Raw genomic sequence first — 24,926 nt, 5'->3', positions numbered from 1 at the left:
CGCTTGCGCGCCCCGGCCATTTTTTTACCGGTCAGTGATGCTGCAGTATTACGCAGCAGCAGCCGTTGCGGCGTTGGTGGCCTTGGCAGCGGTGGCCGAGAATTGCGACACGGCAGCGTTCACATTGGTTTCGATGGCTTCGACAGCCTGCTTCGAGGTCTTGCTGAACTGCTCGTAACCGGCATTGGCGTTGCTGATGGCGGTCTTGACGGCGGCGACGAAGTTCTCCGAACCGGCCGGTGCATTCTTGCTCACTTCGTCGACCAGCGAAATCACCTTGCGGTTGGCTTCGACGATCTGGCTTTCGGCTGCTTTCGAGAATTCAGCGCCGGTGCCGCTGGCGATCGACGCCAGCTGACGGCTGTAGGCCATGGCTTTTTCAGCGTTTGGCTGTGCCTGGGTAGCGGCCAGCGAGAAGAATTCTTGTGGATCCTTGGCGCTCAGCAGCTTGCTGGTGAGTGCCGACGATTCTTCAAGGCTGGCGCGTGCGGTGCTGATGTTCAGGGCGACCAGTTTTTCCATGCTTTCGAACGTCTTCGACGTCAGCGACGAAAACAGGGCGAACTGCGACTCCAGGCTGGTCTTGGTGGCGGTCGAAAACTGCTCAGGGATTGCAAACATGTGTCTCTCCAAAATGTTACGTTTCGTGAATGGACTATTGCTCGGGTGGGGCAGGCTCTTCGGCAAACGCGATGAAACTCTTCTTTTGTGCACCGCAACAGGGCAGATTTTGTGCCACTTCGTTTGAGGCGTCAAGCGATTTTGATGCGATGCACAATTCGTGGTACAGAAGTGACAAGAATGCATTTGCTGTGAGAAAGCTCAATTGATCTACCGCAAACGAACATTCTTTTTCGCTGTTTAATTGCACAAAAACGGTGTGCTAGACTCGGTTCTTGTCTCTACCTTAACTCTGTCGTTTCTTTCGGGACATTACTGCGCTCATGTCACAGCCTGCCATTCTGCCGCCGGTTACCGCTCCCGTCCCGACTGCTCCATGGCTGTCGCCGATACCACTGTTTTTTGTCTTGTTGTGGAGCACCGGCTTCATCGTCGCCAAGTTCGGCCTGCCCTACGCGCCGCCGCTGACCTTCCTGATCGTGCGTTGCCTGGGCGTACTGGCCGTGCTGCTGCCGATCGTGCTGATCTGGCGTGCACCCTGGCCGCGCGGGCAGATCTTGCACATCGCACTGGCGGGGCTGCTGTTGCAGGCAGGGTATCTGGGCGGCGTCTGGGCTGCCATCAACCTGGGCATGCCGGCCGGCCTGACGGCGCTGATCGTCGGCATGCAGCCCATCCTGACCGCTGCAGCCGCGCCGCTGATCGGCGAACGCGTGCGGCGCCTGCAGTGGCTGGGTTTGCTGTTGGGCCTGTCCGGCGTGGCCCTGGTCGTGTATGCCAAGCTGGGCGTTGCCGGCATGTCGCCGGTCGCGCTGGCCCTGTGCCTGTTTGCGCTGCTGTGCATCACGACCGGCACGCTGTACCAGCGTCGCTTCTGTCCACAGTTCGATTTGCGTACCGGCACCGCGATCCAGTTCAGCGCGACGGTGCTCGTGCTGATTCCACTGGCCATCTGGCTGGAAGATCTTGATCCCGGGTTCAGCCGCATTACCTGGAGCAGCGACTTCATTCTGGCGCTGGTGTGGTCGGTGCTGGCGCTGTCGATCGGCGCCATCTTCCTGTTGTTTACCCTGATCCGGCGCAGCCAGGCCACCGAAGTGACGAGCCTGATGTACCTGACCCCGCCCACCACCGCCATCATGGCCTGGCTGCTGTTCGGCGAATCGTTCAGTCTGCTCGGGCTGGTCGGGATGGTCGTTGCCGTGACCGGCGTCGCGTTTGTCGTCAAGAAACCAAGGAACCTCCAATGATCAGCAGTCCCAGCCAGGAAGCGGTCGATGCCGCCATCACGTCGCGCCGCTCGATTCGCGCTTTTCTCGACAAGCCGGTGGAACGCGATGAGATCGCGCGCATCCTCGACGTTGCCGCGCGGGCGCCGTCCGGCACCAATACGCAGCCGTGGAAGGTGTATGTGCTCACTGGCGCGGCGCGTACGCGGCTGTCGAATGCGATCCTGGCGGTCAATGCCGATCCCGAACAAGCGCGCGGGCACACCGAGGAATACGCCTACTACCCGCGCGAATGGACGTCGCCGTATATCGACCGCCGGCGCAAGGTCGGCTGGGATCTCTACAGCTTGCTTGGCCTGGGCCGCGACAACAAAGCCGGCATGGCGGCCCAGCATGCCCGCAACTACGCGTTCTTCGATGCGCCGGTGGGGCTGATCTTCACGATCGACCGCATCATGGCGCAGGGTTCGTGGCTCGACTACGGCATGTTTTTACAGAACATCATGGTGGCGGCGCGCGCGCGGGGCCTCGACACCTGCCCGCAAGCGGCGTTCACGCAGTATCATCGGATCATCAGCGCCGAACTTGATCTGCCGACCAGCGAGATGGTGGTGTGCGGCATGGCGCTGGGCTGGGCCGATCCAACGCGCATCGAGAACACTCTGATGACCGAGCGCGAACCGATCCACGGCTTCGCCCGCTTCATGGAGTAATGTAAATACCGTCAATATCCTGTTGATATCAAAAGGAAAATGGTTAACAGCTTCTTGTTGTATTAAGTCGCTTATTGCCGCACGGAATGTGAATTTTGCTTGCGATCGGACGTCGTTCCGCTACACTTCACTACGTATCTCATCTGTTCGGGTCAGGGGCTTCATCATGTTCAAACTTGCTGTGGCTGCTGTGGTTGCCGCTTTATTTGCCTTTTCCCCAGTCCAGGCCGCCGGTGCTGGCGCAGGCGCGGGTGCGGGCGCCACCGAGCAGGCGAAGAAATCGTCTGCCGCCAAGAAAAAAGTCAAACGCAAGGTCGTGCGCAAAACCACGGCCACACGCACCAAAAAAGCCAAACGTCAGGAACTCGCCGCCGCAGGCGACCGTCCGCGCATGATCCGTCGCGTCAAGACCGTGCGCGGCAAGCGCGTCGTCACGTACCAGCCGGTGCGTACTGCTGCCGCTGCGGTTGCAGTTGGCGTTGCCGCCAAAACCGTCGGCGACATGGCTGGTCTCGACAACACCGTCGATCCGCTGGCGCTGCGCTCGAATGTGGCTTACGTGGTCGATCAGAACAGCGCCGAAGTGCTGTTCGAGAAAAACGCCAATGTCGCACTGCCGATCGCGTCGCTGACCAAGCTGATGACGGGCATGGTCGTGATGGACTCCAAGCAAGACCTGGACGAAGTCTTGCGCGTGACCGATGACGACGTCGATCGCCACAAGTTCAGCAGCTCACGCCTGCCGGTCGGCGCCAGCATGACGCGCCGCGAATTGCTCCATATTGCCCTGATGAGTTCCGAGAACCGCGCCGCATCGGCGCTGGGCCGCAACTATCCGGGCGGCATCAGCGCCTTCGTCGGCGCGATGAACGCCAAGGCACGCCAGCTGGGCATGCGCGATACCCATTACGTCGACTCCAGCGGCCTGTCGAGCCGCAACGTCTCGAGCGGGCGCGACCTGGCCAAGCTCGTCATGGCGGCACATGGCGACCCGGTACTGCGCGAATTCTCGACCACGCCCAACTCCACCGTGCAAGCCAGCGGCCGCACGATGCACTATCGCAATACCAACTATCTGGTATCGCTGCCTGACTGGAATATCGGCCTGCAGAAGACCGGCTTCATCAACGAAGCAGGGCGCTGCCTGGTGATGCAGGCCATGATCCATGGCCGCAATGTGGTGATGGTGTTCCTGGATTCGAAGGGCAAGATGTCGCGTACGGCCGACGCCGGCCGCATTCGCCGCCTGATCGAGTCGCTGCCCGACCGCATGGATGTCGATGCGATCCGGCCATCGACCATTACCGCCAGCGCGCCAGGCCTGGTGCGCTAAACAACAAGGGCAGGCCGCGCGCCTGCCCTTGTTGTGTCTGCTCTCGTGTTTTATACCGTCGGCATCGGCCGATAGCCGAGCGTCGCCGAAATGCGCGCCGCCGTCTGCACCAGGTCATCGAGCCAGTCTTCCTGCAGGCGGTCGGCCGGCGCCGAAATCGACAAACCCGCCACCAGCTTGCCACTGTCATCATGGATGCCTGCCGCCATGCAGCGCACACCCAGTTCGAGCTCTTCATTATCGCGCGCATAGCCGCGCGAGCGCACCAGGCTCAGCTCGCGCTCCAGCCGCGCCAGCTCGGTGATCGAATTGCGCGTGTGTCCCGAGAGGCCCGTGCGGGTCGCGTAGGCGCGTGTGGCTTTCACATCGTCCACGGACAAAAACAGCTTGCCGGTGGAGGTCAGGTGCAGCGGACCGCGCCCGCCAATGGCGCGCACGACCTGCATCCCGGAACGCTCCGAGAAGGCCCGGTCGATGTACACGATTTCGTCACCCTGACGCACCGACAGATTGACTGTCTGCTGCGTCTTGCGGTGCAGGGCGCGCATGGCGTCGAGCGCCGCTTCGCGCACCGACAGCCGGCTCTTGACCACATTGCCCAGTTCCAGCAGGCGCATGCCGAGCCGGTAGGTGCCCGGCTCGACACGGTCGACGAAACGCGTGACCACCATATCGTTGAGGATCCGGTGCGCCGTGGACGGGTGCAGACCCGATACGCGCGCCAGCTCCTTGAGGCTGACCGGGTCGGAATAGGTGGCCAGAGCGTCCAGAAGTAAGGTCATGCGTTCGATCACCTGAATCGAGGTCTTGGCGGGTTGGGGCGTTTCCATTTTCATATGATGGTTGTGCGGTGCAGTAGGCCCATTCTTTATACCATGATGTGAAACGCTCGCGCAAACCCGCCCTTGCATTGTGGGCCTGCATGCCACATGCTGATCGGGAGGCGGCATAATGGTGTTCCTGCATCCTCACTGGACAACGATGGACAACCCGATCAGCGAATTCAAGACCTTGCGCGGCCTCGAGCGTATTGGCGCGGCGTGCCGCAACACCTGGGACGGCCTGCGCTGGGCCTGGCGCAGCGAAGCGGCGTTCCGGCAAGAGGTGGTGCTGATCGTCGTGGCCAGCGTGATCGCACTGCTGTTGCCGGTCTCGGGCTTCCAGCGTCTGGCCATGATCGGCGTGCTGATCGTGGTGCTGATCGTCGAGCTGATCAATTCAGCGATCGAAGCGGTCGTCGACCGTATCTCGCTCGAGCGCCATCCATTGTCGAAAGCGGCCAAGGATATCGGCAGCGCTGCCGTCGCACTGACGCTGCTGCTGGCGTTCGCGACCTGGGCCGTCGTCCTCTACAATCGCTTCATGTAGACCATGCAACGCGCCGTCCGTGCCGGATGGCGCTCCGAACAAGTTTGATCAATCACAGGAGATGACCATGACCTTACGCCTCGGCGATACCGCCCCCGATTTCGAACAAGATTCCAGCATTGGCAAGATCCGTTTCCACGAATGGGCAGGCGACTCGTGGGTCGTGCTGTTTTCGCACCCGGCCGACTTTACGCCGGTCTGCACCACCGAACTGGGCCTGACCGCCAAGCTCAAGCCTGAATTCGACAAGCGCAATGTCAAGGCGATCGCGCTGTCGGTCGACGCGGCCGAACAGCACCGCGACTGGATCCGCGACATCGAAGAAACCCAGCAAACCGTGGTGGGCTTCCCGATCATCGCCGATGCCGACCGCTCGGTCTCGACGCTGTACGACATGATCCACCCGGAACAGTCGGCCACTGCCACCGTGCGTTCGCTGTTCATCATCGATCCGAACAAGAAAGTGCGCCTGACCATCACCTACCCGATGAGCACCGGTCGCAACTTCGACGAAGTGCTGCGCGTGATCGACGCCCTGCAACTGACCGACGGCTACACCGTTGCCACGCCGGGCAACTGGAAGGATGGCGACGACGTCATCATTCCGCTGACCGTGACCGATCCTGACGTGATCAAGCAAAAGTATCCAAAGGGCTTCGAAGCGCCGCGTCCGTATCTGCGCATGACGCCGCAGCCGAACAAGTAAGCATCTCTTTGCGGTGCCAGAACGGTGGATTGGGCAATTGCCTGACCACCGTTTTTTTATTGCACCTACGAATTTTTACGCTTATCGCTATGCAGGCGCTGCACGTCTACATAGTGTTTCGTGTCTATACAAATAAGGATTGCTTCGTTTGCGTTATAAAGTTCACGTGAGAATATGGGCGTCCGATAGAAGAATTTGTAATAAGGACTCGCATGACATCGCTTGCCATGCCAGGCAGCACGGCAGCGTCGAAGTCGTCGAAAGCACCGGGCCGGGTCATTCCCGGCTTTGGCATTTCGCTCGGCTTCACGCTGTTTTACCTGGCGCTGATCGTTCTCATCCCGCTGTCGGCGGTGTTCCTCAATACCTTCAGCATGACCTGGGCCGAGTTCTGGGCCACCGTCACGTCCGAGCGCGTCATGGCGTCCTATCGCCTCAGCTTTGGCGCGTCGCTGATCGCAGCCGCCCTGAACGTCGTGTTCGGCGGCATCGTCGCCTGGGTTCTGGTGCGTTATAAATTTCCCGGCAAGCGCTTCATCGATGCGCTGGTCGATTTGCCGTTCGCGCTGCCCACCGCCGTGGCCGGTATCACGCTGACTGCCCTGTATGCGCAGAATGGCTGGATCGGCCAGTACCTGGCCACATGGGGCATCAAGGTTGCGTTCACGCCGCTGGGCGTCGTGGTGGCGCTGACCTTCATCGGGCTGCCGTTCGTCGTGCGCACGGTGCAGCCGGTGCTCGAAGAAGCCGAACGCGAGCTCGAAGAAGCCGCCGCCAGCCTGGGCGCGCCGCCGCTGCAGACGTTTACCCGCGTGGTGCTGCCGACGATCGTGCCGGCGCTGCTGACCGGCTTTGCGCTGGCCTTTGCGCGCGCCACCGGCGAATACGGCTCGGTCATCTTCATCGCCGGCAACCTGCCGATGGTGTCCGAGATCACGCCGCTGCTCATCATCTCCAAACTCGAACAGTACGATTACGCCGGCGCCACCGCGATTGCCGTCGTGATGCTGGTGTTCTCGTTCATCCTGCTGCTGACGATCAATCTGCTGCAGGCCTGGACACGCAAACGGGCAGGCAAATCATGAGCGCCGTTCTGGATAAAGCCACGCCGCCACGCCCACCGGTGGCCCGGGGCAAGCGCCTCGACACGAGCGTGCTCGAGCCGCGCTGGGTCAGCTATGTGCTCATCGCTGTTGCCCTGGTATTTCTCACGCTGTTCCTGTTCATCCCGCTCGCGGCGGTGTTTACCGAAGCGCTCAAGAAGGGCTGGGAAGTGTATGTCGAGTCGGTCATCGATCCGGATGCGATCTCGGCCATCAAGCTCACGCTGATCGCCGCCGTGATCTCGGTGCCACTGAACCTCGTGTTCGGCGTGGCCGCCGCCTGGGCGATCACCAAGTTCGAGTTCCGTGGCAAGAGCATCCTGCTCACGCTGATCGATCTGCCGTTCTCGATCTCGCCCGTGATCGCGGGCCTGATGTACGTGCTGCTGTTCGGCGCGTCGGGCTGGTTCGGTCCGTGGCTGGCCGAGCACGACATCAAGATCCTGTTCGCGGTGCCGGGCATCGTGCTGGCCACCGTGTTCATCACGTTCCCGTTCGTGGCGCGCGAGCTGATTCCGCTGATGCAGCAGCAGGGCACCGAAGAAGAAGAAGCGGCGCTGGTGCTGGGCGCATCGGGCTGGTCGACGTTCTGGCGCGTGACGATGCCGAACATCAAATGGGGCCTGCTGTATGGCGTGATTCTGTGTAACGCCCGTGCGATGGGCGAGTTCGGCGCCGTCTCGGTGGTCTCGGGCCACATCCGCGGTGAGACCAACACGATGCCGCTGCACGTCGAGATCCTCTACAACGAATACAACTTCACGGCCGCTTTTGCTGTGGCGTCGCTGCTGGCGCTGCTCGCGCTGGTGACGCTGGCCATCAAGTCCTTTATCGAATGGCGTCTGCATCAGGCCAAGTCGGCCTCGCTGGACGCCCCTCACTGAATATACGCCGGAGCCACGCATGACGATTGAAGTCCAACATATCCGTAAAAATTTCGGCCAGTTCAAGGCGCTCGACGACGTGTCGCTGCAGTTCCCGGACGGCGAACTGACCGCCTTGCTCGGTCCGTCGGGCTGCGGCAAGACCACGCTGCTGCGCATCATCGCGGGCCTGGAATACCCGGACTCGGGCACCGTGCTGCTCGATGGCCAGGATTCGTCGCACCGGCACGTGCGCGAGCGCCAGGTCGGCTTCGTGTTCCAGCACTACGCGCTGTTCAAGCACATGACCGTGTTCGAGAACGTCGCGTTCGGCCTGCGTGTGAAACCGCGCAGCGAGCGCCCGAGCGAAGACCAGATCCGCGACAAGGTCAAAAAGCTGCTCGAACTGGTGCAGCTCGACTGGATCGCCGACCGCTATCCGCCGCAGCTGTCGGGGGGCCAGCGGCAGCGCATCGCCCTGGCGCGCGCGCTGGCCGTCGAGCCGCGCGTGCTGCTGCTCGACGAGCCGTTCGGCGCGCTCGACGCCAAGGTGCGCAAGGAACTGCGCCGCTGGCTGCGCCGCCTGCACGACGACCTGCACGTGACGTCGATCTTCGTCACGCACGATCAGGAAGAAGCGCTCGAAGTGGCCGACCAGGTGGTCCTGATGAACAAGGGCCGCGTCGAGCAATTGGGCAGTCCCGACCAGGTCTATAACCATCCGGCGTCGCCGTTCGTCTACGGCTTCCTGGGCAACGTCAACCTGTTCCACGGCCGCATCCACGAAGGCGTGCTGGCCAGCGGCGACGTCAACTTCCAGGCGCCGCAGCACATCGATGTGCGCGACGGTGCGGGCATCGGTTACGTGCGCCCGCACGATCTGGATGTCGAGCGCTACACCCCGGGCGCGGCGGGCGTCGTGGCCAAGCTGCGCCGCGCGCATGCCATTGGGCCGCTGGCCCAGCTCGACCTGGAGCGCGCCGACAATGGCCAGATGATCGAAGCGGTGCTGCCGAATGAACGCTTCGCCAGCCTTGGCCTGAAGGAGGGCGACACGCTGGTGGTGCGCCCGCGCCGGATCGAAGTGTTCGTCGACCACGGAAGCGCCGCATGAACTTCCAGCAGCTGCGCTCGGTGCGCGAAGCGGCCCGGCGCGACTTCAACCTGACCGACGTGGCTAACGCGCTGTTCACGTCGCAACCGGGCGTGTCGCGCCAGATCCGCGAACTCGAAGATGAGCTGGGCGTCGTGATTTTCGAGCGCAACGGCAAGCGCCTGACAGGCCTGACGCCGCCCGGCAAGGGCATCCTGCGCATCGTCGAAAAGCTGCTGGTCGAAGCCGAGAACCTGCAGCAGGCCAGCCGCGAATTCGCCGGCCAGGACAGCGGCACGCTGACGGTGGCCGTGACCCACACGCAGGCTCGTTACGCGCTGCCGCAGGTGGTGCAATCGTTTCGCGCCGCGTTCCCCAATGTGCGCATCGCCTTGCAGCAAAGCGCGCCGGAACACATCGCGGAATGGGTCGCCTCGGGCAAGGCCGATATCGGTATCGCGACCGAAGGCCTGTCGGCGTTTCCCGACCTGGTGTCGTTCCCGTGCTACCGCTGGAGCCACGTGATCGTGGCGCCGGAAGGCCATCCGATCTTTGCCAGCGGCTCGCCGCTGCGCCTGGAAGACCTGGCCGAGCATCCGCTCATCACGTACGACCAGGGCTTTACTGGCCGCAGCCATATCGATGCGGCCTTTCTCGAAGCCGGGCTGGCGCCGGACATCGTGCTCACTGCGATGGATTCGGACGTGATCAAGCAGTACGTGTCACTGGGGATGGGCGTGGGGATTGTGGCGTCGATGGCCTTTGACCATGGCCGCGACAAGGGGTTGCGCGCGATCGAGGCATCGCACCTGTTCGCGCAGAACGTGACGCGCCTAGCGGTGCGGCGCGGCTCGTACCTGCGCTCTTACGCGTTTCACTTCATCGAGCGCTTCGCGCAAGGCTATACGCGGGCCGATATCGAAAAGGCGATTGCGACGGCGGAGTAGGGTGGTGCTGCCGGCACGCCACACTGGCGCGCCGGCCGGGTTTACTTCTTTTTTTGTTCGCGCAGCGCGTCCGCGCAATCACGCACCAGGCCCGGCCCGGCGTAGATCAAGCCACTGTACAACTGCACCAGCTTGGCGCCGGCCGCGATTTTTGCACGTGCATCGGCGCCGCGCATGATGCCGCCCACGCCGATGATCGGGATGTCGTCGCGCAGCTCGGTCTTGAGCGCACGGATCACGATGTTCGACTGCTCGAACACGGGCGCGCCCGACAGGCCGCCTGCTTGCTGCGCGTGCTTCATGCCCTCGACATCGCGCCGGTTGAGCGTGGTATTGGTGGCGATGACGCCGTCGATCTTGTGGCGCAGCAGGGCGCCGGCAATATCGCGGATCTGGTCGCCGTCGACGTCCGGTGCGATCTTGAGCGTAAGCGGCACGTAGTGGCCGTGCTGGTCGGCCAGGCGCATCTGCTCCTGCTTGAGTTGCGACAGCAGGGCGTCGAGTTCGGACGCGCCCTGCAACTGGCGCAGGTTCTGCGTGTTTGGCGACGAGATATTGACCGTCACGTAGCTGGCATACGGGTACACCTTGCGCAGGCATTCCAGGTAGTCGTCGGCGGCCCGCTCAATCGGCGTATCGGCGTTCTTGCCGATGTTCAGCCCCAGAACACCCTGCTTTTCCTGGAAAAAGCGCGATGCCTGCACATTGGCCACGAACGCGTCGACGCCGCCATTGTTGAAGCCCATGCGATTGATGATGCCGCGCGCACGCGGCAGCCGGAACATGCGCGGTTTCGGATTGCCGGCCTGGCCGCGCGGGGTGACCGTGCCGATTTCAATGGAGCCGAAGCCCAGCGCCGCCAGGCCATCGATATACGCGCCATCCTTGTCCAACCCGGCGGCCAGGCCGACAGGGTTGGGAAACGTGATACCCATGACGGTGCGCGGATCGGGCCGTGGTTTCCGGAATGCGCCTGTCAGGCCAAGCGCTGCTGCGCGACGCAGCATGGGCAAGGTCAGGTTGTGCGCCGCTTCGGGATCGAGCGAGAACAATGCGGGACGAACGAGGGTATACAGAATTTTGTCTGGCATGGGGTACTCGGTTGACGTATCCCCATCATTCTAACGTGCGGCGAGGGGACGTACGTAACGAAGTATCAAGGCAATTGTTAGCGGTTGTGTCCGCGGACCCGGCGCGCAACAGGTTCAGGCGTCCAGAACGCCCCATTGTCCGTCGATCCGTGCTTCGAGTGGCCGGAAGTTGATCTTGTAGGCCATCTTGGGGCTTTGCGCGATCCAGTAGCCCAGATACACATACGACAACCCGAGTTCGTGCGCCTGGTTCACCTGCCACAGGATGTTGTAGGTGCCATACGACGCGTTCTCGACATCCGGATCGAAGAAGGTGTACACCGACGACAGGCCGTCGGACAGCACGTCGATGATCGACACCATGCGCAAGGTGCCATCGGGCTCGCGAAATTCAACCAGGCGCGTGTTAACGCGGCTTTGCAGCAGGAACTGCGCGTACTGGTCGCGGCTGTCCTGGTCCATGCCACCGCCCACATGGCGCGTGGTCTGGTAGCGCAGGTAGAGTGCGTAGTGCTCGTCCGAGAACGCCAGGTTGGCGACCATCGCGACCAGGTTGCCATGGCGCTTCCAGGCGCGGCGCTGGGTGCGGTTGGGCGTGAAGTCGGCACACCTGACGCGCACCGGAATGCAGGCCTGACAACCATCGCAATACGGGCGGTAGGTGAAGATGCCGCTGCGCCGGAAGCCATTTCTGACCAGCTCGGAATACACATCGGCATTGATCAGGTGCGAGGGCGTCGCGACCTGCGAGCGCGCCTGGCGTGCGTCGAGATAGCTGCACGGGTAGGGCGCCGTGGTGTAGAACTGCAGCGTGGCAAAGGGCAGGTCGTGTAGGTGCGTCATGCAAGGAGCTCTCGGGACGACGTGGGGTTGCCGCCTATTCTAGCGAAAACCGCGCTGCGATTCCGTTAGCCAGGCAACGGTGCCGTCACTGTCCATGACCCGATGCCCGGCCTGGCGGTCGCGCGGTGGACGTGCTCAAGAAAGCGGCTGCGCGGGATCGGCGCCGCGCCGAGCGAAGCCAGGTGGCCGGTCTCCTGCTGGCAATCGACCATCTCGACGCCATGGCGCTGCAAAAACGCCACCAGATAGGCCAGCGCGACCTTGGACGCATCGGACACGCGCGCAAACATCGATTCGCCATAGAACATGCGGCCGATGCACACGCCATACGCGCCGCCCACCAGTTCGCCGTCGAGCCAGACTTCGGCCGAGTGCGCGTAACCCAGCGTGTGCAGGCCCGTGTAGCCGGCGATGATCTCATCCGAAATCCAGGTGCCTGGCCCGTCGCGCCGCGGGGCAGCGCAGGCGCGCATCACGTCGTCGAACGCGCTGTCGAAGCGCACGTCCCAGCGCCCGCCATCGAGGCGGCTGCGCTCGATCTTGCGCAGCGTTTTTGCCAGGCTGTTACTGACCTTGAACTGGTCGGTGTAGAGCACCATGCGCGGATCGGTGCTCCACCACAGGATCGGCTGGCCTTCGGAAAACCACGGGAAGATGCCGTTACGGTAGGCCTGCAGCAGGCGCGCCGGCGACAGGTCTGCGCCGGCCGCCAGCAGGCCCGGTGCTTCAACGGTCAATGCCTTCGACACGTCGGGGAACGGCGTATCGATGTCGAGCCAGGGGATCATGTCAGTCCGGTTCGCGTGGGGCCATCATGGGGCGGTTGACGGCCACGCTGTGAAAGCCGAAGTCGCCACCCTCGCGCACTTTGATCCGGTCGGCAAAGAACAGTTCCAGCGTCGTGCGGATCGTGGGGAAGGCCAGATCGTCCCAGGGGATGGTGGCTTCGGTGAACAATTGCACGTCCAGGCTTTCAATGCCCGCCGCATAGTCGAGGTCACGCAGGCGCGCCAGGTAGAACAGGTGGACCTGGTGCACGTGGGCGACGTTCAGCAGCGAAAACAGCGGGCCAAGTTCGATATTGGCACCGGCTTCTTCTTCGGTCTCGCGCTGCGCCGCCTGTTCGGTGGTTTCTTCGTTTTCCATGAATCCGGCCGGCAGCGTCCAGTAGCCGTAGCGCGGCTCGATCGCGCGCTTGCACAGCAAGATCTGGAGTTCGCCATCACGTTCCCATACGGGAATCGAACCGACGACCAGCTTCGGGTTCTGGTAATGGATCGTGTTGCAGTGCGTGCACACGTAGCGCGGCCGGTTGTCGCCTTCGGGAATCGCCAGCACGACAGGGTGGGCGCACTCGGAGCAGAATTTCATGGTGGATAGGGCAGGTTGGTCGTGGCAATACTGTACACCGAATGCGGCGTCGACAGGGGCAGGGGGCGCGTTCGCAGCTGGCGCCCGCGCGCTCCACCGAGATATAAGTTTCTTCAATAAGCCATGCAATGAGGATTGGATTTGCTAAATGACGCGTGGGGGCGTATAATTCATTTCACAGACGCGGGGTGGAGCAGTCTGGCAGCTCGTCGGGCTCATAACCCGAAGGTCACAGGTTCAAATCCTGTCCCCGCAACCAAGATTAGAGGCCGTTGATTCGAAAGAATCAGCGGCTTTTCGTTTTTCTGGCCTCGTTCCAGGGGCTCTTGCTTGGCTGTAACGGCCTCGATCCAGCGCAACGTCACGCGCCTCTGCTGCAATGCACGGCAGCTTGCCAGGTCCAACCTGCAACGGACGACAAGTCAGGGGCAAGCCATGATCGATGTAGACGATATCAACCAATCCTGGGGCTGGGTCGGCATGAGCGCGGTCGAAGTGCTCGGCGCCAATGCCTTCGGCAATCTCATCATCCGCGACGAAGACGACCGGTTCTGGTGCCTGCGCCCGCACGAACTGTGCTGCGAGCCGCTGGCCAGCAACCGCGCCGCGCTCGATGCGCTGTCGTACAACCAGGATTTTCTCAACGACTGGTACATGCCCGAGGCAGTGTGCCTGGCCGAAGCCGCGCTGGGGCCGCTCACCGACGGGCGTACCTACTGCCTGAAGATTCCCAGTGCGCTCGGCGGGAAGTACGGGTGCGATAACCTGGCGACCGTGCCGCTGGCGGCATTGATCCGGTTTTCGGGGGAGGGCGCGCAGCAGTTCGATGGGCTGCCGCGCTGGAATTAACTCTGCCTGACCATATTTTTCATCCTGCCTTCGGCCAGGCAAGTGCGCAAACAACTGGAAGAACGGCCGCAGTGCAGATGCGGCCGCCCAAAAATGGGTTAATCGTCGTTTACTTCTGAATCTGTATCCTGATCGCCCTGATACCGTTCATTGTTCGGATTGAGTTGCTCCGAACGATTGTCCTGGCTAGCGTCGTAGGCATCGTTGTTTGGGTTCAGATTATCACTGCGGTCATCGTTCGGTGTTCGTCCCATGATCTTCTCCTGAATTGGCCAGAAAATACCGGCATGCTTCATTTTGCGCGACAGCGGTTTTGCATGTCGCACTTGTCAGCACCGGTCTTAATCTACGCTGCGTGATTCACTGAAGAAAAAGTTCATTGCCCATCGAACGCACCAATCTGATACCGTAATTGCGTGCCATTTCTTCCATTATGTAGAAAATTCGAAGATGGTTAAATATGCGGTTGTGGTTGATAAGCAGACTCTTGTGCGTAATAAGATGGTCAAGCGCCGCCGGCGTTGGCGAAATCCGTTGAGACAACGAGAGTGAACCATATCGCTGCACATACGGTGGAATGAGATTTTCTGGCAACTCCTTGTTCGACGACTGCATCAGCCCGGCAGCAAACAGCTCGCAATCGGACCAGCTTTGACGGTGCACTTCAAGACTTCCGTCCAGGTGAGTCAGGCGCGGATGCTCGATATGGACGAACCAGCTTGCCGGAATCGAGCGCGTAATGACACCAGAGCGCCAACGGTTCCACACCAGCTCGGCCTGATCTTCGAGAAGTGCCAAAGGCACACGTTGTTCGACGGGATAGCTGCCGTCAAATACGTAATCCTCATCGGCCAGCAGTTCGCAGTCTTCCTGAAGTTCGATTGTGATTACCAGCGGAAATGCCATTGGTGCAGCAGGCAGCACCAGCTTGCGGATGTCTGCTGGAGCGACCACGGAACAGATTGCCGCCTTGATCATTTCGGGGTCATGCATATAACCAGCGATTTCGGCCGCGAAGTTCGCATACGCGCCAAAATAGGCGGTTAATTCTCCCACATAGACACCTTGAGTCTCCGGTGCAAGTTCGATTATTGACCGGTCATCATTACGCTGCGCATTCGGGATCAACCCAGTTTCAAGGATGCTCCGGATTCGCGCGAGCGAAGTACCATGCTTGATCAGAGTGCCTTTTTTCAAAACGAACTTCGCCATATTAATACCTGTTACCCCATCGAATTATAGGATGACGAGAATATGTACCTCGTCAGCTTGGCTGGTTGAATCGCGCCAGCACGTGGGACACATTATGTCCATTAAATTCAATAAGGAAACTTATGTTGCATTAGAGGCGTGGCATGCGCTGATTGGTAGCATCTGGTGGTACTGCCCAGGGGAGACTGATGAACGTGCGCGCGACGAGTTCGTGAGGCCGTATAGCCCTGGTCAAGTCTCAGGCTTTTTATTCCCAGGACTTGCTGGCGATGTTGTCAGGGGCTTGAAGCCGTTCAATTCGCAGCCGGCGTATCGGCCAGGCTCGCCCACAGGTAGGCCGCTGCCATCGTGCGGTGCGGCGCGTAGCGCGCCAGCATGCGCTCGGCTTCCGCGACGGTTGGCCGGGCTGCGCTGCCCGAGAGCTTGTGCAGCGCGGCGCGTACGGCGACGTCGCCTTCCAGCGAGCAATCCGGATAGCCATAGCCGCGCAGCAGCACGTAATTGACGGTCCAGGGGCCGATGCCCTTGATGGCCAGCAGTGTTTCGCTGACCTCGGCGCTTGCCGAGCCAGAAATATCCTCCACGCCAGCGTGCCGTTCAAGCACCAGGCTGCCATCGACCACCATGCGCGCCACGCGCAGGATCGTCTCGGCCTTGGCATTCGAGAATTTGCGGCCCGTGAGTTCGCCGATGTCGAGCCGTGCCACGTCCGGCGCCTCCGGATAGCACCACAAGCCGGACGAATGCGCGCGGCCCGCCAGTTGGATCAGCGTGCGGCGCAGCGCGATGGCAAATGTCAGGTTGATCTGCTGGCCGATGATGGCCCAGGTCAGCGCCTCGAAGATCGTGGCCGACTGCACGATGCGCAGGCCCGGCTGGCGCGCCACGACGGGTCCCAACCATGGATCGGCCTGGATGGCTGCGCCGAATGCCGTCGGATCGATCCGCAGGCCGAGCACGTTCAGCAGCGCCTCGTGCGCCTGCGCCTCCAGGGCTGGCGTGACCGGCCCGTCGAACGTCACGCGGCAGTGCGCTGCGCCGTCCTCGAACCGGATGTCGAACAGCGTCGGCACGCCACCGAGCAGCACGCCCTTGCGCAAGCCATCGGCGTCGACCTGCTCGGCCACGCGTTCGGAATCGCGGCCGTGAAATGCCAGCACGTCGGCGACGCGGTAGCCGGGCGGCAGGGCGATCGCATGGGATGCAGTCATCAAATTCCCGTTGGCGCCGGCACGCGCCGCCAGGTTGGCTTGAATCCGGTCACCAGCGCCGTGCCGAGCAGGACGATCGCCGAACCGGCGATCGTGTGCCAGCCGATCACCTCATGCAGGAACAGCGCGCCCCACAGGATGCCGAACACGGGGCTGAGGAACGTGACCGTCAGCGCCGACGTGGCGCCAACATCTTCGATCAGCTTGAAATAGACGATGTAGGCGATGCCGCTGCAGACCACGCCCAGCGTCACGACGGCAGCCATGATGCCAGCGGTCGGCGCGCCCGGCGCCGGGAAGAACGCGACGAGCGGCAGCACCAGCAGGGCCGAGGCCCACATCGAGCCGTGCGCATTGGCGAACGGCGCCACGCCGCCCTTGCTGGCGGCGGCCGATTTCGTGTACTGACTGGCGACGCTGTAGCTGAAGGCGGCGATCAGCGCCGCGGCCACGGCCAGGCCCGCGCCGGGCCGTTCGGCCACGTGATCGAAGCCGACCAGCAGCGCGACGCCGGCGGTGCCTAGCAGCAGGCCGAGGGCGCTGCGCCGCGTGACCTGCTGGCGCGCCCACACGGCGCCGACCAGCGCGCCCCACATCGGCGCGGTGGCGTTGAGCACCGCCAGCACTGACGCCGACAGCGTGCGCGCGGCAAACGCGAACAGCAAAAAAGGCAGGGCAGAATTGAACAGGCCCAGGATCAGGTAATGCTGCCAGTGGCGCCGCACGTTCAGCGGCGCGCCGCGCCCGCGCAAATGCAGCACCCAGCTCACCAGCGCGAGGAACACGGCCGCCAGTGCGAGCCGGTATTCGATCAGCACGGCCGGACCGAGCACCGGCGCGGCGATGCGCATGAAGAGGAAGGAGCCGCCCCAGATGGCGGCCAGCGCAACGAGGCGCAGCATGTTCGCGGTGTTCATGAGGTCGAAAAAAATGGCCAGTTGTCAGGCTGACCATTGTGGCAGGGCCGGCAGCAATGTGCCAACCGCTTCTTGCCATCGATACCCGTTCCTCAGGCGGCGCTGGCAAGCGTCAGTGCGGCCGCATGCGGCATGAGTAGCGTCTGTGGCACCGCGTTCTTCACGGCCGTCATTTCGGCCATGATCGCGACCGCGATTTCAGCCGGCGTCTTGCTGCCGATGTACAGGCCGATCGGCCCGTGCAGGCGCGCCAGTTCGACGTCGGTCAGATCGAACAGCTTGAGACGTTCGCGCCGCTTGGCATTGTTGGCGCGCGAGCCGATCGCGCCGACGTAGAAGGCCTCGGACTTGAGCGCCTCCATCAGCGCCAGGTCGTCCAGTTTCGGGTCATGCGTGAGCGCCACGACGGCGCTGCGCGCATCGAGCTTGGCGTCGATGACCAGATCGTCGGGCATCGCATGCACCAGCGTTACGCCGGGGATGTGAAAGCCGCTGCGGTATTCTTCGCGCGGGTCGCACACGGTGACGCGGTAATCCATGCCAGCGGCGATCTGCGCCAGGAAGCGCGACAGCGGGCCGGCGCCGATGATGTACAGGCGCCAGCGCGGGCCGTGTAGCGTATGCAGCACGCCGTCTTCGACGCGCTGGATGGCGGTGGCCTGCGCCGTGGACAGCGTGACGGCGCCGGTATCCAGCTGCACGCTGCGCTCGACCAGTTCACCTTCGCCGAGACGCGCGAGCAGCTCCTTGATGCCGCTGTCGACCGACAGCGGTTCGATGGCCAGCTCGATGGTGCCGCCGCAGGGCAGGCCGAAGCGGTGCGCTTCGTCGGCGCTGATGCCGTAGCTGATGATTTCGGGGAGGGTGATTTCGATGCCGTTGTCGCGCACGCGGGCGATCAGGTCGTCTTCGATGCAGCCGCCGGAGACCGAGCCGACCACCTGACCATCTTCGCAGATGGCCAGCGTGGCGCCCACCGGGCGTGGGCTGGAACCCCAGGTCTTGATGACCGTGACCAGCTGGCAGCGCTGGCCGCCGTCAAGCCAGGCGGCGCAGGTTTTCAGTACGTCGAGGTCGATGCTGTCCATGGTGTTCGTGTCGCCGGGGCGGGTGAATAAGATGGACAATCATACAAAAAAAGCGCCGCACGTGTCGGCGCGCAGGCCAGCCGTCAAGGCACCAGCGGTTTCTTGGCGCTTTGCTTGGCCTTGACTTCCGCCACGGCCTTGTCGATCGCCGCCACGCGCATTGGCATGGCCGGGTGGTTCGCCGTGTAGCCATTGAGGATCTTGGCGGGGTACGTCGCCGCCAGCCGCTTCCAGAATGCGGACGCACCCTCGTAACGGTAACCGGCGCGCGCCAGCAGGTAGACCGCAAGGCGGTCGGCCGCCACGTCGTCGGCCGCTGGCGTCGCCCTGATGCCGCCGCTGCCGATGAGCATCGAGGTATCCGGCGTGATGGCGGTGAGGTTGTCGATGATGCTGCCGATGGTGGCCGCATTGCGCTGCGTGGCCGCCTGGCCCAGCATATTGTGCGCCATCGTGCGCGCCACCACGTACGCCAGTTCGTCGTCGTTCTGGGCGAAGCCCAGCATGCCGCGCGTGACCATCACGCGGCTGCCGTCGGCGTACGCGTTGATGTTGTCGGCGTTGCCCAGCTCAATGGCGAAAGCGCAGGCGCGCGTGACGGGAATGGTCAGGTCGCGCGGCTTACCGCTGCGCTCGATCGACAGTGGCAGGCTGGCCTGCTTGGCCATGATCGGGCCGAACACGGCGCCGGCCTTGCTCAGGGCATTCGGCCCCACCGGGAGCGGCGTGCCAGCGGCGGCCAGCAGGCGGTCGCCCTGACGCAGGCCGGCCTTGGCTGCACCGCTGCCGTTCAGGACATTCGTGACCTGCAGGTGCTCGTCCATGCCCAGCACCACCCACGCTGCCTCGTTGTACTGGCCCGGATAGGTGTAGCGGTTCTTCGCAGTGAAGCCCAGCAGGTTGCGCGCGTGCTTGGTGCACAGCGCGGCATTGTCGATCAGGAGGGGGGCGGCGACGCGGTACAGGCGGTCGTGTTGCGTTGCCATGCGCTGGAGCACCTCGGCGGCAGCGGCCATCTGCGGCGTGACCTCGGGCTTGCCCGACGCCTGTTCGACCGGCACGGCGCCCGGTTCGGTCGACGATTGCATTGGCCCCGGCGTGCTGCAGGCAGCGAGCAGCGCTGCCGTGGCGACGATCAATGCCGGGGAAGTGAATCGGTGCAGACGCTGGATGCGCATCAGGGTGCTCCTCATGGTTTGTTATTGTTTGCCGGTGCTGCCGAAGCCACCGACGCCACGGTCGCTCGACGCGAAGTCGGTCACCACGTTGAAAGCCACTTGCAATACCGGCACGATGATCAGCTGCGCGAGCCGATCCATTGGTTGCAGCACGAAGGCGGTGCTGCTGCGATTCCAGGTAGAGACCATCAGCTGGCCCTGGTAATCGGAGTCGATCAAGCCTACCAGATTGCCCAGCACGATGCCGCTCTTGTGGCCAAGGCCACTGCGCGGCAGGATCATCGCGGCGTAACCCGGATCGCCGATATGGATCGCCAGACCGGTGGGCACCAGCACGGTTTCGCCCGGCGCGATGGTCAATGGCGCATCGAGGCAGGCGCGCAGGTCGAGGCCGGCGCTGCCCGGCGTGGCGTAGGCCGGCAGCAGGTCCTGCATGCGCGGGTCGAGGATTTTGAGGTCGATATGTTTCATTGCAATTTCTGGGTAATCAGGTGAGCAGGGAGCGCTGTTCGAGGCGTTTGCCGATCTCGGACACCAGCTGGCGCGCCAGCGTGAGCTTGTCGGCGCGCTCGAGCAGCACGTGGCCGTGTTCATCAAACAGGATGATCGTGTTGTCGTCCTGGCCGAACGTCTGCGGCCCGATGTTGCCGACCAATAGGGGGATGCCCTTCTTTTCGCGCTTGGCCGCGCCGTAGGCTTCGAGCTGCTCGGATTCGGCGGCAAAGCCCACGCAGTACGGCCAACCCGACAGCGAGACGGTTGCCGCGACCGAGGCCAGGATATCCGCGTTCTGCGCGAACTCCAGCGCCGGCGGAGCGCCATCAGGCGTCTTCTTGAGTTTCTGGTCGCTGGCATTGACGACGCGCCAGTCGGCCACTGCGGCCACGCCGATGAACACGTGCTGGCCCGTGACGCCGGCCATCACCGCGTCGTGCATCTGCTGCGCGGTGAGCACGTCGATGCGGCGCACGCCATGCGGCGTGGGCAGCGACACCGGCCCGGAGACCAGCGTCACATCGGCGCCGGCTTCCCGCGCAGCGCGCGCGATGGCGTACCCCATCTTGCCGGACGACAGATTGGTGATGCCGCGCACCGGATCGATCGGTTCGAACGTCGGCCCGGCCGTGATCATCACGCGCCGGCCCGCCAGCACCTTTTGCTGGAACGAGGCAATCAGCTCGTCGACCAGTTCATCTGCTTCGAGCATGCGCCCCATGCCCGTTTCGCCACACGCTTGCGCGCCGCGGCCCGGGCCGAACAGGCAAATGCCGTCAGCGCGCAGCTGCGTCACATTGCGCTGCGTGGCCGGGTTGTCCCACATCTCGACGTTCATCGCCGGCGCTACGTGCAGCGGCACGTGACGCGGGCGCGCCACGCACAGCAGCGACAACAGGTCGTCGGCGGCGCCGTGCACGAGCTTGCGGATGAAATCGGCCGAGCAGGGCGCGATCAGGATCGCATCGGCGCCCCGGGTCAGGTCGATGTGGGCCATGTTGTTGGCCATGCGCGCATCCCACTGGTCCAGGTAGACCGGGTTGCCCGACACCGCCTGCATGGTGACCGCACCGATGAAATGCGTTGCCGCTTCGGTCATCACGACCTGCACGCTGGCGCCGTGCTTGACCAGCGCGCGACACAGTTCGGCCGCCTTGTAGCAGGCGACACCACCAGTCAGGCCCAGGACGATGCGCTTGCCTTTCAGGTCCATGCTCATGGTTTGGTCCCGGTCACGACTTGTTCACGCGCCGGAATTCATCCAGCACGAACAGCACGGCGCCGACCGAGATGCCGATGTCGGCGATATTGAAGGCCGGGAAGTGGCCGATGCCGGTCCAGTAGAAATCGAGGAAGTCGATCACGTGGCCATGCACGACGCGGTCGATGCCGTTACCGACTGCGCCGGCCATGATCAGCGCGAGCGCGAAGCAGAACAGGCGCTGCGTCGCATTCTTGCTCATCATGTACAGGCAGAACACCACGGCGCCAATGGCGATACCCAGGAACAGCCAGCGCTGCCAGCCGCTCGCGTCACCCAGGAAGCTGAACGCCGCCCCCGGGTTGTACACCTTGATCAGGTTGAAGAAGCCCGTGATCGGCACCGTCTCGGCGTAGGCAAACGTACGTTCGACGGTGAGCTTGGTCACCTGGTCGAGCAGGACGATGATCAGGGACAGCCCGATCCAGGGGAACATGCTGGCGCCGACGCTCTTGTTCGTGCTGCGCTTGACTAAGGTGGCGCCGGACGGCGCTGGTTTCTTTTTGGTTGCCATGGTGTCTGGACCCGGTACTTATGCGAAGCGGCGCGCTTCGCCGGCGCCGAAGAGGTTGCTCGTGCAGCGGCCGCACAGCGTTGGATGTGCAGGGTCGTGGCCGACGTCGCGGCGATAGTGCCAGCAGCGCTCGCACTTCTCGGCGTCCGACGGCACCACGGCCACGGCTTCCTCAGCCTCGCTTGCCACTTCCGTGACGCTCGCCTGCGACGTGATGAAGACGAACTTCAGGTCGTCGTCCAGGCTGGCCAGCGCGCGGTACTTCTCGCCTGAGGCCTTGATCGCCAGTTCGGCCTGCAGCGACGAACCGATCGCGCCCGAGGTGCGCACTTCTTCCAGTTGCTTCGTCACGTCCAGGCGCACCTGGCGCAGCAAGGCGTACTTGGCCAGCAGCGCATCGCCATCCGGCAGCTCGGGGAAGGTCCACAGCGTCTGCGTGAAGATGGTTTCATCGCTGGCGTTGAACGTTTCCTGGTCCGCAAACACGGCCCACGCTTCTTCGGCCGTGAACGACAGCACCGGCGCCATCACGCGCAGCAGCGCATGCGCGATGTGCCACAGCGCGGTCTGCGCCGAGCGGCGTGCTGGCGAATCGATGCCGGTCGTGTACAGGCGATCCTTCAGGATATCCAGGTAGAAGCCGCCCAGGTCTTCCGAGCAGTAGTTCTGCAGGCGCGAGACGACCGGGTGGAATTCGTAGCGCTCGAAGTGCGCCGCCACGTCCTTCTGCAACTGGGCCATCGAGGCGATCGCGTAGCGGTCGATCTCAAGCAGCTCGCCCATCGGCACCGCGTGCTGCGCCGGGTTGAAGTCCGACGTATTGGCCAGCAGGAAGCGCAGCGTGTTGCGGATGCGGCGGTACGATTCGGTCACGCGCTTCAGGATCTCTTCGCCGATCGACAGCTCGCCCGTGTAATCGGTCGAGGCCACCCACAGGCGCAGGATGTCGGCGCCGAGCGTGTCGGAGATTTTCTGCGGTGCCATCGTGTTGCCGAGCGACTTGGACATCTTCTTGCCATGCTCGTCGACCGTGAAGCCGTGCGTGAGCAGCGCCTTGTACGGTGGCTCGCCATTGAGCATCGACGATGTCAGCAGCGATGAGTGGAACCAGCCGCGGTGCTGGTCCGAGCCTTCCAGGTACAGGTCGGCCGGGAAGCCCAGCTGCTCCTTGTGCGAGCCGCGCAGCACGGTCTGGTGGGTTGCGCCCGAATCGAACCAGACGTCCAGCGTGTCCCTGTTCTTTTCGTAGATGGCGGCGTCGTCGCCCAGCAGCGTGACCGGGTCGAGCGTATGCCAGGCGTCGATGCCGCCCGTTTCGAACAGCTTGGCCACTTGCTCCAGCAGTTCCGGCGTGCGCGGGTGCAGCGTGCCAGTTTCTTTATGGATGAAGAAGGCCATCGGCACGCCCCACTGGCGCTGACGCGACAGGGTCCAGTCAGGACGGTTTTCGATCATGCCGTGCAGGCGCGCCTGGCCCCAGTCCGGGAAGAACTGGGTCTTGGCGATGCCGGCCAGCGCGGTCTGGCGCAGGGTCGGGCCGCCATCCTTTGGCGTGAGGTCCATGCCGGCAAACCACTGGCTGGTGGCGCGGTAGATGATCGGCGTCTTGTGGCGCCAGCAGTGCATGTAGCTGTGATCGAACATCTTGAGTTCGAACAGCGCACCGGCTTCGGTCAGCGCGGCGCAGATCGGTTTGCTCGCTTCCCAGATCGTCAGGCCGCCGAACAGCGGCAGCGTCGAGACAAAGCGGCCGTCGCCCATGACCGGCTTGAGGATGTCGTCGTCCTGCATGCCGTGCGCCTTGCACGACACGAAGTCTTCCAAGCCATAGGCAGGCGCCGAGTGCACGACGCCCGTACCGCTGTCGACCGTGACGTAGTCGGCCAGGTACAGCGGCGAGAGGCGGTTGTAGAACGCGTCCTGCGCATGCAGCGGGTGCTTGAAGTTGATGCCGGCCAGCTTTTCGCCGACGGTGGTGGCGACGACCGTGCCTTCGAGCTTGTAGCGCGTCAGGCACGATTCGACCAGCTCGGAACCGAGGATCAGGAGCAGCGGCTTGCCGTCACGTTCGGCCTGCACCAGCGAATACTGGACTTCCGGACCGGCGTTGAGCGCCTGGTTCGACGGGATGGTCCATGGGGTCGTGGTCCAGATGACGATGAAGCCGTCTCCTGCGGGCAGTTTGTCCAGGCCGAAAGCAGCAGCGATTTTTTCCGGTTCGGCAAACGGGAAGCCGACGTCGATCGCCGGGTCGCGCTTGTCCTGGTATTCGACTTCGGCCTCGGCCAGGGCCGAACCGCAATCGAAGCACCAGTTCACGGGCTTGAGGCCCCGGTAGACATAGCCTTTTTCGAGCAGCGTGCCGAGCGCGCGCAGCTCATCGGCCTCATTGCTGTAGGCCATGGTCATGTACGGGTTGTCCCATTCGCCGAGCACGCCCAGGCGGATGAAGCCGGCGCGCTGACGGTCGATCTGTTCGAGCGCGTAGGCGCGGGCCTTTTGCAGCACCTCGGCCGTCGGCAGGTTCTTGCCGTACAGTTTCTCGATCTGGATCTCGATCGGCATGCCGTGGCAATCCCAGCCCGGCACGTAGGGGGCGTCAAAGCCTGCGATCGTGCGCGACTTCAGCACCATGTCTTTCAGGATCTTGTTGACGGCGTGGCCCAGGTGGATGTCGCCATTCGCGTACGGCGGCCCGTCATGCAGGATGAAGGTCGGACGGCCCTTGGCGGCCTTGCGCACGCGCTCGTAGATTTTCTTGTCTTGCCATTGCTTGACCCAGCCCGGTTCACGCTTGGCGAGGTCGCCGCGCATCGGGAACGGGGTGTCGGTCATATTGACCGGGTATTTGCTCTCGGGCTTTTTGCCGCCTTTGGCAGGGTTGTGCTGTTTGGTATCGGACATAAGGTTCTTTTGTTGG

General features: G+C 63.1%; 26 protein-coding genes and 1 tRNA gene. 11 read left to right on the top strand and 16 right to left on the bottom strand.

The features are described 5' to 3' along the window. Positions 1 to 48: 48 nt before the first annotated feature. Entirely contained in the window at positions 49 to 621 is a 573-nt protein-coding gene (gene phaP / locus AC56LW_RS04460) for a TIGR01841 family phasin (protein WP_332532479.1), read from the bottom strand. Positions 622 to 944: 323 nt separating this feature from the next. Between phaP and AC56LW_RS04455 the strand changes: the two genes are divergently transcribed. From AC56LW_RS04455 to pbpG, 3 genes are all read left to right on the top strand, one after another. After that, a complete protein-coding gene (locus AC56LW_RS04455; RefSeq protein WP_499632031.1) occupies positions 945 to 1,871 on the top strand; it encodes a DMT family transporter in 927 nt (308 codons plus the stop codon). Then, on the top strand, positions 1,868 to 2,563 hold the full coding sequence (locus AC56LW_RS04450) for a nitroreductase (protein ID WP_499632028.1): 696 nt from the start codon (positions 1,868 to 1,870) through the stop codon (positions 2,561 to 2,563). Before AC56LW_RS04455 ends, AC56LW_RS04450 begins: the two co-directional genes overlap by 4 nt. Positions 2,564 to 2,729: 166 nt before the next feature. Beyond that, entirely contained in the window at positions 2,730 to 3,896 is a 1,167-nt protein-coding gene (gene pbpG / locus AC56LW_RS04445; RefSeq protein WP_499632025.1) for a D-alanyl-D-alanine endopeptidase, read from the top strand. A gap of 50 nt (positions 3,897 to 3,946) precedes the next feature. Here the strand turns inward: pbpG and AC56LW_RS04440 are convergent, their stop codons facing one another. Then, positions 3,947 to 4,732: an IclR family transcriptional regulator gene (locus tag AC56LW_RS04440; protein WP_332532475.1), complete on the bottom strand. Its 786-nt coding sequence runs from the start codon at positions 4,730 to 4,732 to the stop codon at positions 3,947 to 3,949. Positions 4,733 to 4,877: 145 nt separating this feature from the next. Here AC56LW_RS04440 and AC56LW_RS04435 point away from each other — a divergent pair, with 145 nt between their 5' ends. The 6 genes from AC56LW_RS04435 to AC56LW_RS04410 all read left to right on the top strand — a co-directional run bounded on the left by AC56LW_RS04435 (position 4,878) and on the right by AC56LW_RS04410 (position 9,976). Beyond that, positions 4,878 to 5,264 carry a diacylglycerol kinase gene (locus tag AC56LW_RS04435; RefSeq protein ID WP_229424792.1) on the top strand — a complete coding sequence of 129 codons (387 nt, stop codon included), beginning with the start codon at positions 4,878 to 4,880 and terminating at the stop codon, positions 5,262 to 5,264. Positions 5,265 to 5,331: 67 nt separating this feature from the next. Continuing rightward, the gene (locus AC56LW_RS04430; protein ID WP_332532474.1) at positions 5,332 to 5,970 is read left to right on the top strand and encodes a peroxiredoxin; all 639 of its coding nucleotides are present in this window, start codon (positions 5,332 to 5,334) and stop codon (positions 5,968 to 5,970) included. Positions 5,971 to 6,182: 212 nt separating this feature from the next. Then, entirely contained in the window at positions 6,183 to 7,055 is an 873-nt protein-coding gene (gene cysT, locus AC56LW_RS04425; protein ID WP_332532473.1) for a sulfate ABC transporter permease subunit CysT, read from the top strand. Beyond that, entirely contained in the window at positions 7,052 to 7,957 is a 906-nt protein-coding gene (gene cysW / locus AC56LW_RS04420; RefSeq protein ID WP_499632022.1) for a sulfate ABC transporter permease subunit CysW, read from the top strand. The genes cysT and cysW overlap by 4 nt, the downstream gene beginning before the upstream one ends. Before the next feature lie 19 nt (positions 7,958 to 7,976). Next, the gene (locus AC56LW_RS04415) at positions 7,977 to 9,050 is read left to right on the top strand and encodes a sulfate/molybdate ABC transporter ATP-binding protein (protein ID WP_499632019.1); all 1,074 of its coding nucleotides are present in this window, start codon (positions 7,977 to 7,979) and stop codon (positions 9,048 to 9,050) included. Continuing rightward, complete coding sequence (locus AC56LW_RS04410; protein ID WP_332532470.1) at positions 9,047 to 9,976, top strand: CysB family HTH-type transcriptional regulator; 930 nt, start codon at positions 9,047 to 9,049, stop codon at positions 9,974 to 9,976. The genes AC56LW_RS04415 and AC56LW_RS04410 overlap by 4 nt, the downstream gene beginning before the upstream one ends. Positions 9,977 to 10,017: 41 nt before the next feature. Here AC56LW_RS04410 and AC56LW_RS04405 read toward each other — a convergent pair whose 3' ends face one another. The 4 genes from AC56LW_RS04405 to AC56LW_RS04390 form a co-directional block, all read right to left on the bottom strand. Beyond that, positions 10,018 to 11,067 carry a quinone-dependent dihydroorotate dehydrogenase gene (locus AC56LW_RS04405; RefSeq protein ID WP_499503510.1) on the bottom strand — a complete coding sequence of 350 codons (1,050 nt, stop codon included), beginning with the start codon at positions 11,065 to 11,067 and terminating at the stop codon, positions 10,018 to 10,020. 114 nt (positions 11,068 to 11,181) lie between these two features. Then, on the bottom strand, positions 11,182 to 11,910 hold the full coding sequence (locus AC56LW_RS04400; protein WP_499632015.1) for an arginyltransferase: 729 nt from the start codon (positions 11,908 to 11,910) through the stop codon (positions 11,182 to 11,184). Between the two features lie 65 nt (positions 11,911 to 11,975). After that, positions 11,976 to 12,698: a leucyl/phenylalanyl-tRNA--protein transferase gene (aat, locus tag AC56LW_RS04395; RefSeq protein WP_332532467.1), complete on the bottom strand. Its 723-nt coding sequence runs from the start codon at positions 12,696 to 12,698 to the stop codon at positions 11,976 to 11,978. A gap of 1 nt (position 12,699) precedes the next feature. Next, positions 12,700 to 13,281 (bottom strand): NUDIX hydrolase, encoded by a 582-nt coding sequence (locus tag AC56LW_RS04390; RefSeq protein WP_183555808.1) that lies wholly within the window; start codon positions 13,279 to 13,281, stop codon positions 12,700 to 12,702. A gap of 182 nt (positions 13,282 to 13,463) precedes the next feature. On the opposite strand from AC56LW_RS04390, the gene AC56LW_RS04385 reads away from it, so the two are divergent. Together AC56LW_RS04385 and AC56LW_RS04380 are read left to right on the top strand one after the other, a co-directional pair. Further along, positions 13,464 to 13,540: transfer RNA gene (locus tag AC56LW_RS04385), tRNA-Met, on the top strand. Positions 13,541 to 13,716: 176 nt separating this feature from the next. Further along, on the top strand, positions 13,717 to 14,130 hold the full coding sequence (locus AC56LW_RS04380) for a T6SS immunity protein Tdi1 domain-containing protein (RefSeq protein ID WP_499580834.1): 414 nt from the start codon (positions 13,717 to 13,719) through the stop codon (positions 14,128 to 14,130). A gap of 98 nt (positions 14,131 to 14,228) precedes the next feature. Here AC56LW_RS04380 and AC56LW_RS04375 read toward each other — a convergent pair whose 3' ends face one another. The 10 genes from AC56LW_RS04375 to ileS all read right to left on the bottom strand — a co-directional run bounded on the left by AC56LW_RS04375 (position 14,229) and on the right by ileS (position 24,910). Continuing rightward, a complete protein-coding gene (locus tag AC56LW_RS04375) occupies positions 14,229 to 14,456 on the bottom strand; it encodes a hypothetical protein (protein ID WP_499632011.1) in 228 nt (75 codons plus the stop codon). A gap of 34 nt (positions 14,457 to 14,490) precedes the next feature. After that, entirely contained in the window at positions 14,491 to 15,342 is an 852-nt protein-coding gene (locus AC56LW_RS04370) for a hypothetical protein (protein WP_499632008.1), read from the bottom strand. 293 nt (positions 15,343 to 15,635) lie between these two features. After that, positions 15,636 to 16,553, bottom strand: coding sequence for a DNA-3-methyladenine glycosylase family protein (locus tag AC56LW_RS04365; protein WP_499632005.1), 918 nt, complete (start codon positions 16,551 to 16,553; stop codon positions 15,636 to 15,638). After that, the gene (locus AC56LW_RS04360) at positions 16,553 to 17,470 is read right to left on the bottom strand and encodes a DMT family transporter (protein ID WP_499632002.1); all 918 of its coding nucleotides are present in this window, start codon (positions 17,468 to 17,470) and stop codon (positions 16,553 to 16,555) included. Before AC56LW_RS04360 ends, AC56LW_RS04365 begins: the two co-directional genes overlap by 1 nt. Positions 17,471 to 17,562: 92 nt before the next feature. Next, on the bottom strand, positions 17,563 to 18,558 hold the full coding sequence (locus AC56LW_RS04355) for an XdhC family protein (RefSeq protein ID WP_499631999.1): 996 nt from the start codon (positions 18,556 to 18,558) through the stop codon (positions 17,563 to 17,565). 83 nt (positions 18,559 to 18,641) lie between these two features. Then, a complete protein-coding gene (locus tag AC56LW_RS04350) occupies positions 18,642 to 19,736 on the bottom strand; it encodes a M48 family metallopeptidase (RefSeq protein ID WP_499631997.1) in 1,095 nt (364 codons plus the stop codon). A gap of 21 nt (positions 19,737 to 19,757) precedes the next feature. Beyond that, positions 19,758 to 20,207 (bottom strand): dUTP diphosphatase, encoded by a 450-nt coding sequence (dut, locus tag AC56LW_RS04345; RefSeq protein ID WP_332532459.1) that lies wholly within the window; start codon positions 20,205 to 20,207, stop codon positions 19,758 to 19,760. A gap of 16 nt (positions 20,208 to 20,223) precedes the next feature. After that, positions 20,224 to 21,444: a bifunctional phosphopantothenoylcysteine decarboxylase/phosphopantothenate--cysteine ligase CoaBC gene (gene coaBC, locus AC56LW_RS04340; protein WP_499456799.1), complete on the bottom strand. Its 1,221-nt coding sequence runs from the start codon at positions 21,442 to 21,444 to the stop codon at positions 20,224 to 20,226. A 19-nt stretch (positions 21,445 to 21,463) separates the two neighbouring features. Then, positions 21,464 to 22,006: a signal peptidase II gene (gene lspA, locus AC56LW_RS04335; protein WP_183555802.1), complete on the bottom strand. Its 543-nt coding sequence runs from the start codon at positions 22,004 to 22,006 to the stop codon at positions 21,464 to 21,466. Between the two features lie 18 nt (positions 22,007 to 22,024). Further along, positions 22,025 to 24,910: an isoleucine--tRNA ligase gene (ileS, locus tag AC56LW_RS04330; protein WP_499631994.1), complete on the bottom strand. Its 2,886-nt coding sequence runs from the start codon at positions 24,908 to 24,910 to the stop codon at positions 22,025 to 22,027. Between the last annotated feature and the right edge of the window lie 16 nt (positions 24,911 to 24,926).

It is taken from the genome of Telluria sp. LT2P80 (genome assembly GCF_059685955.1).
This window is presented reverse-complemented; position numbering and strand designations above follow the sequence as displayed.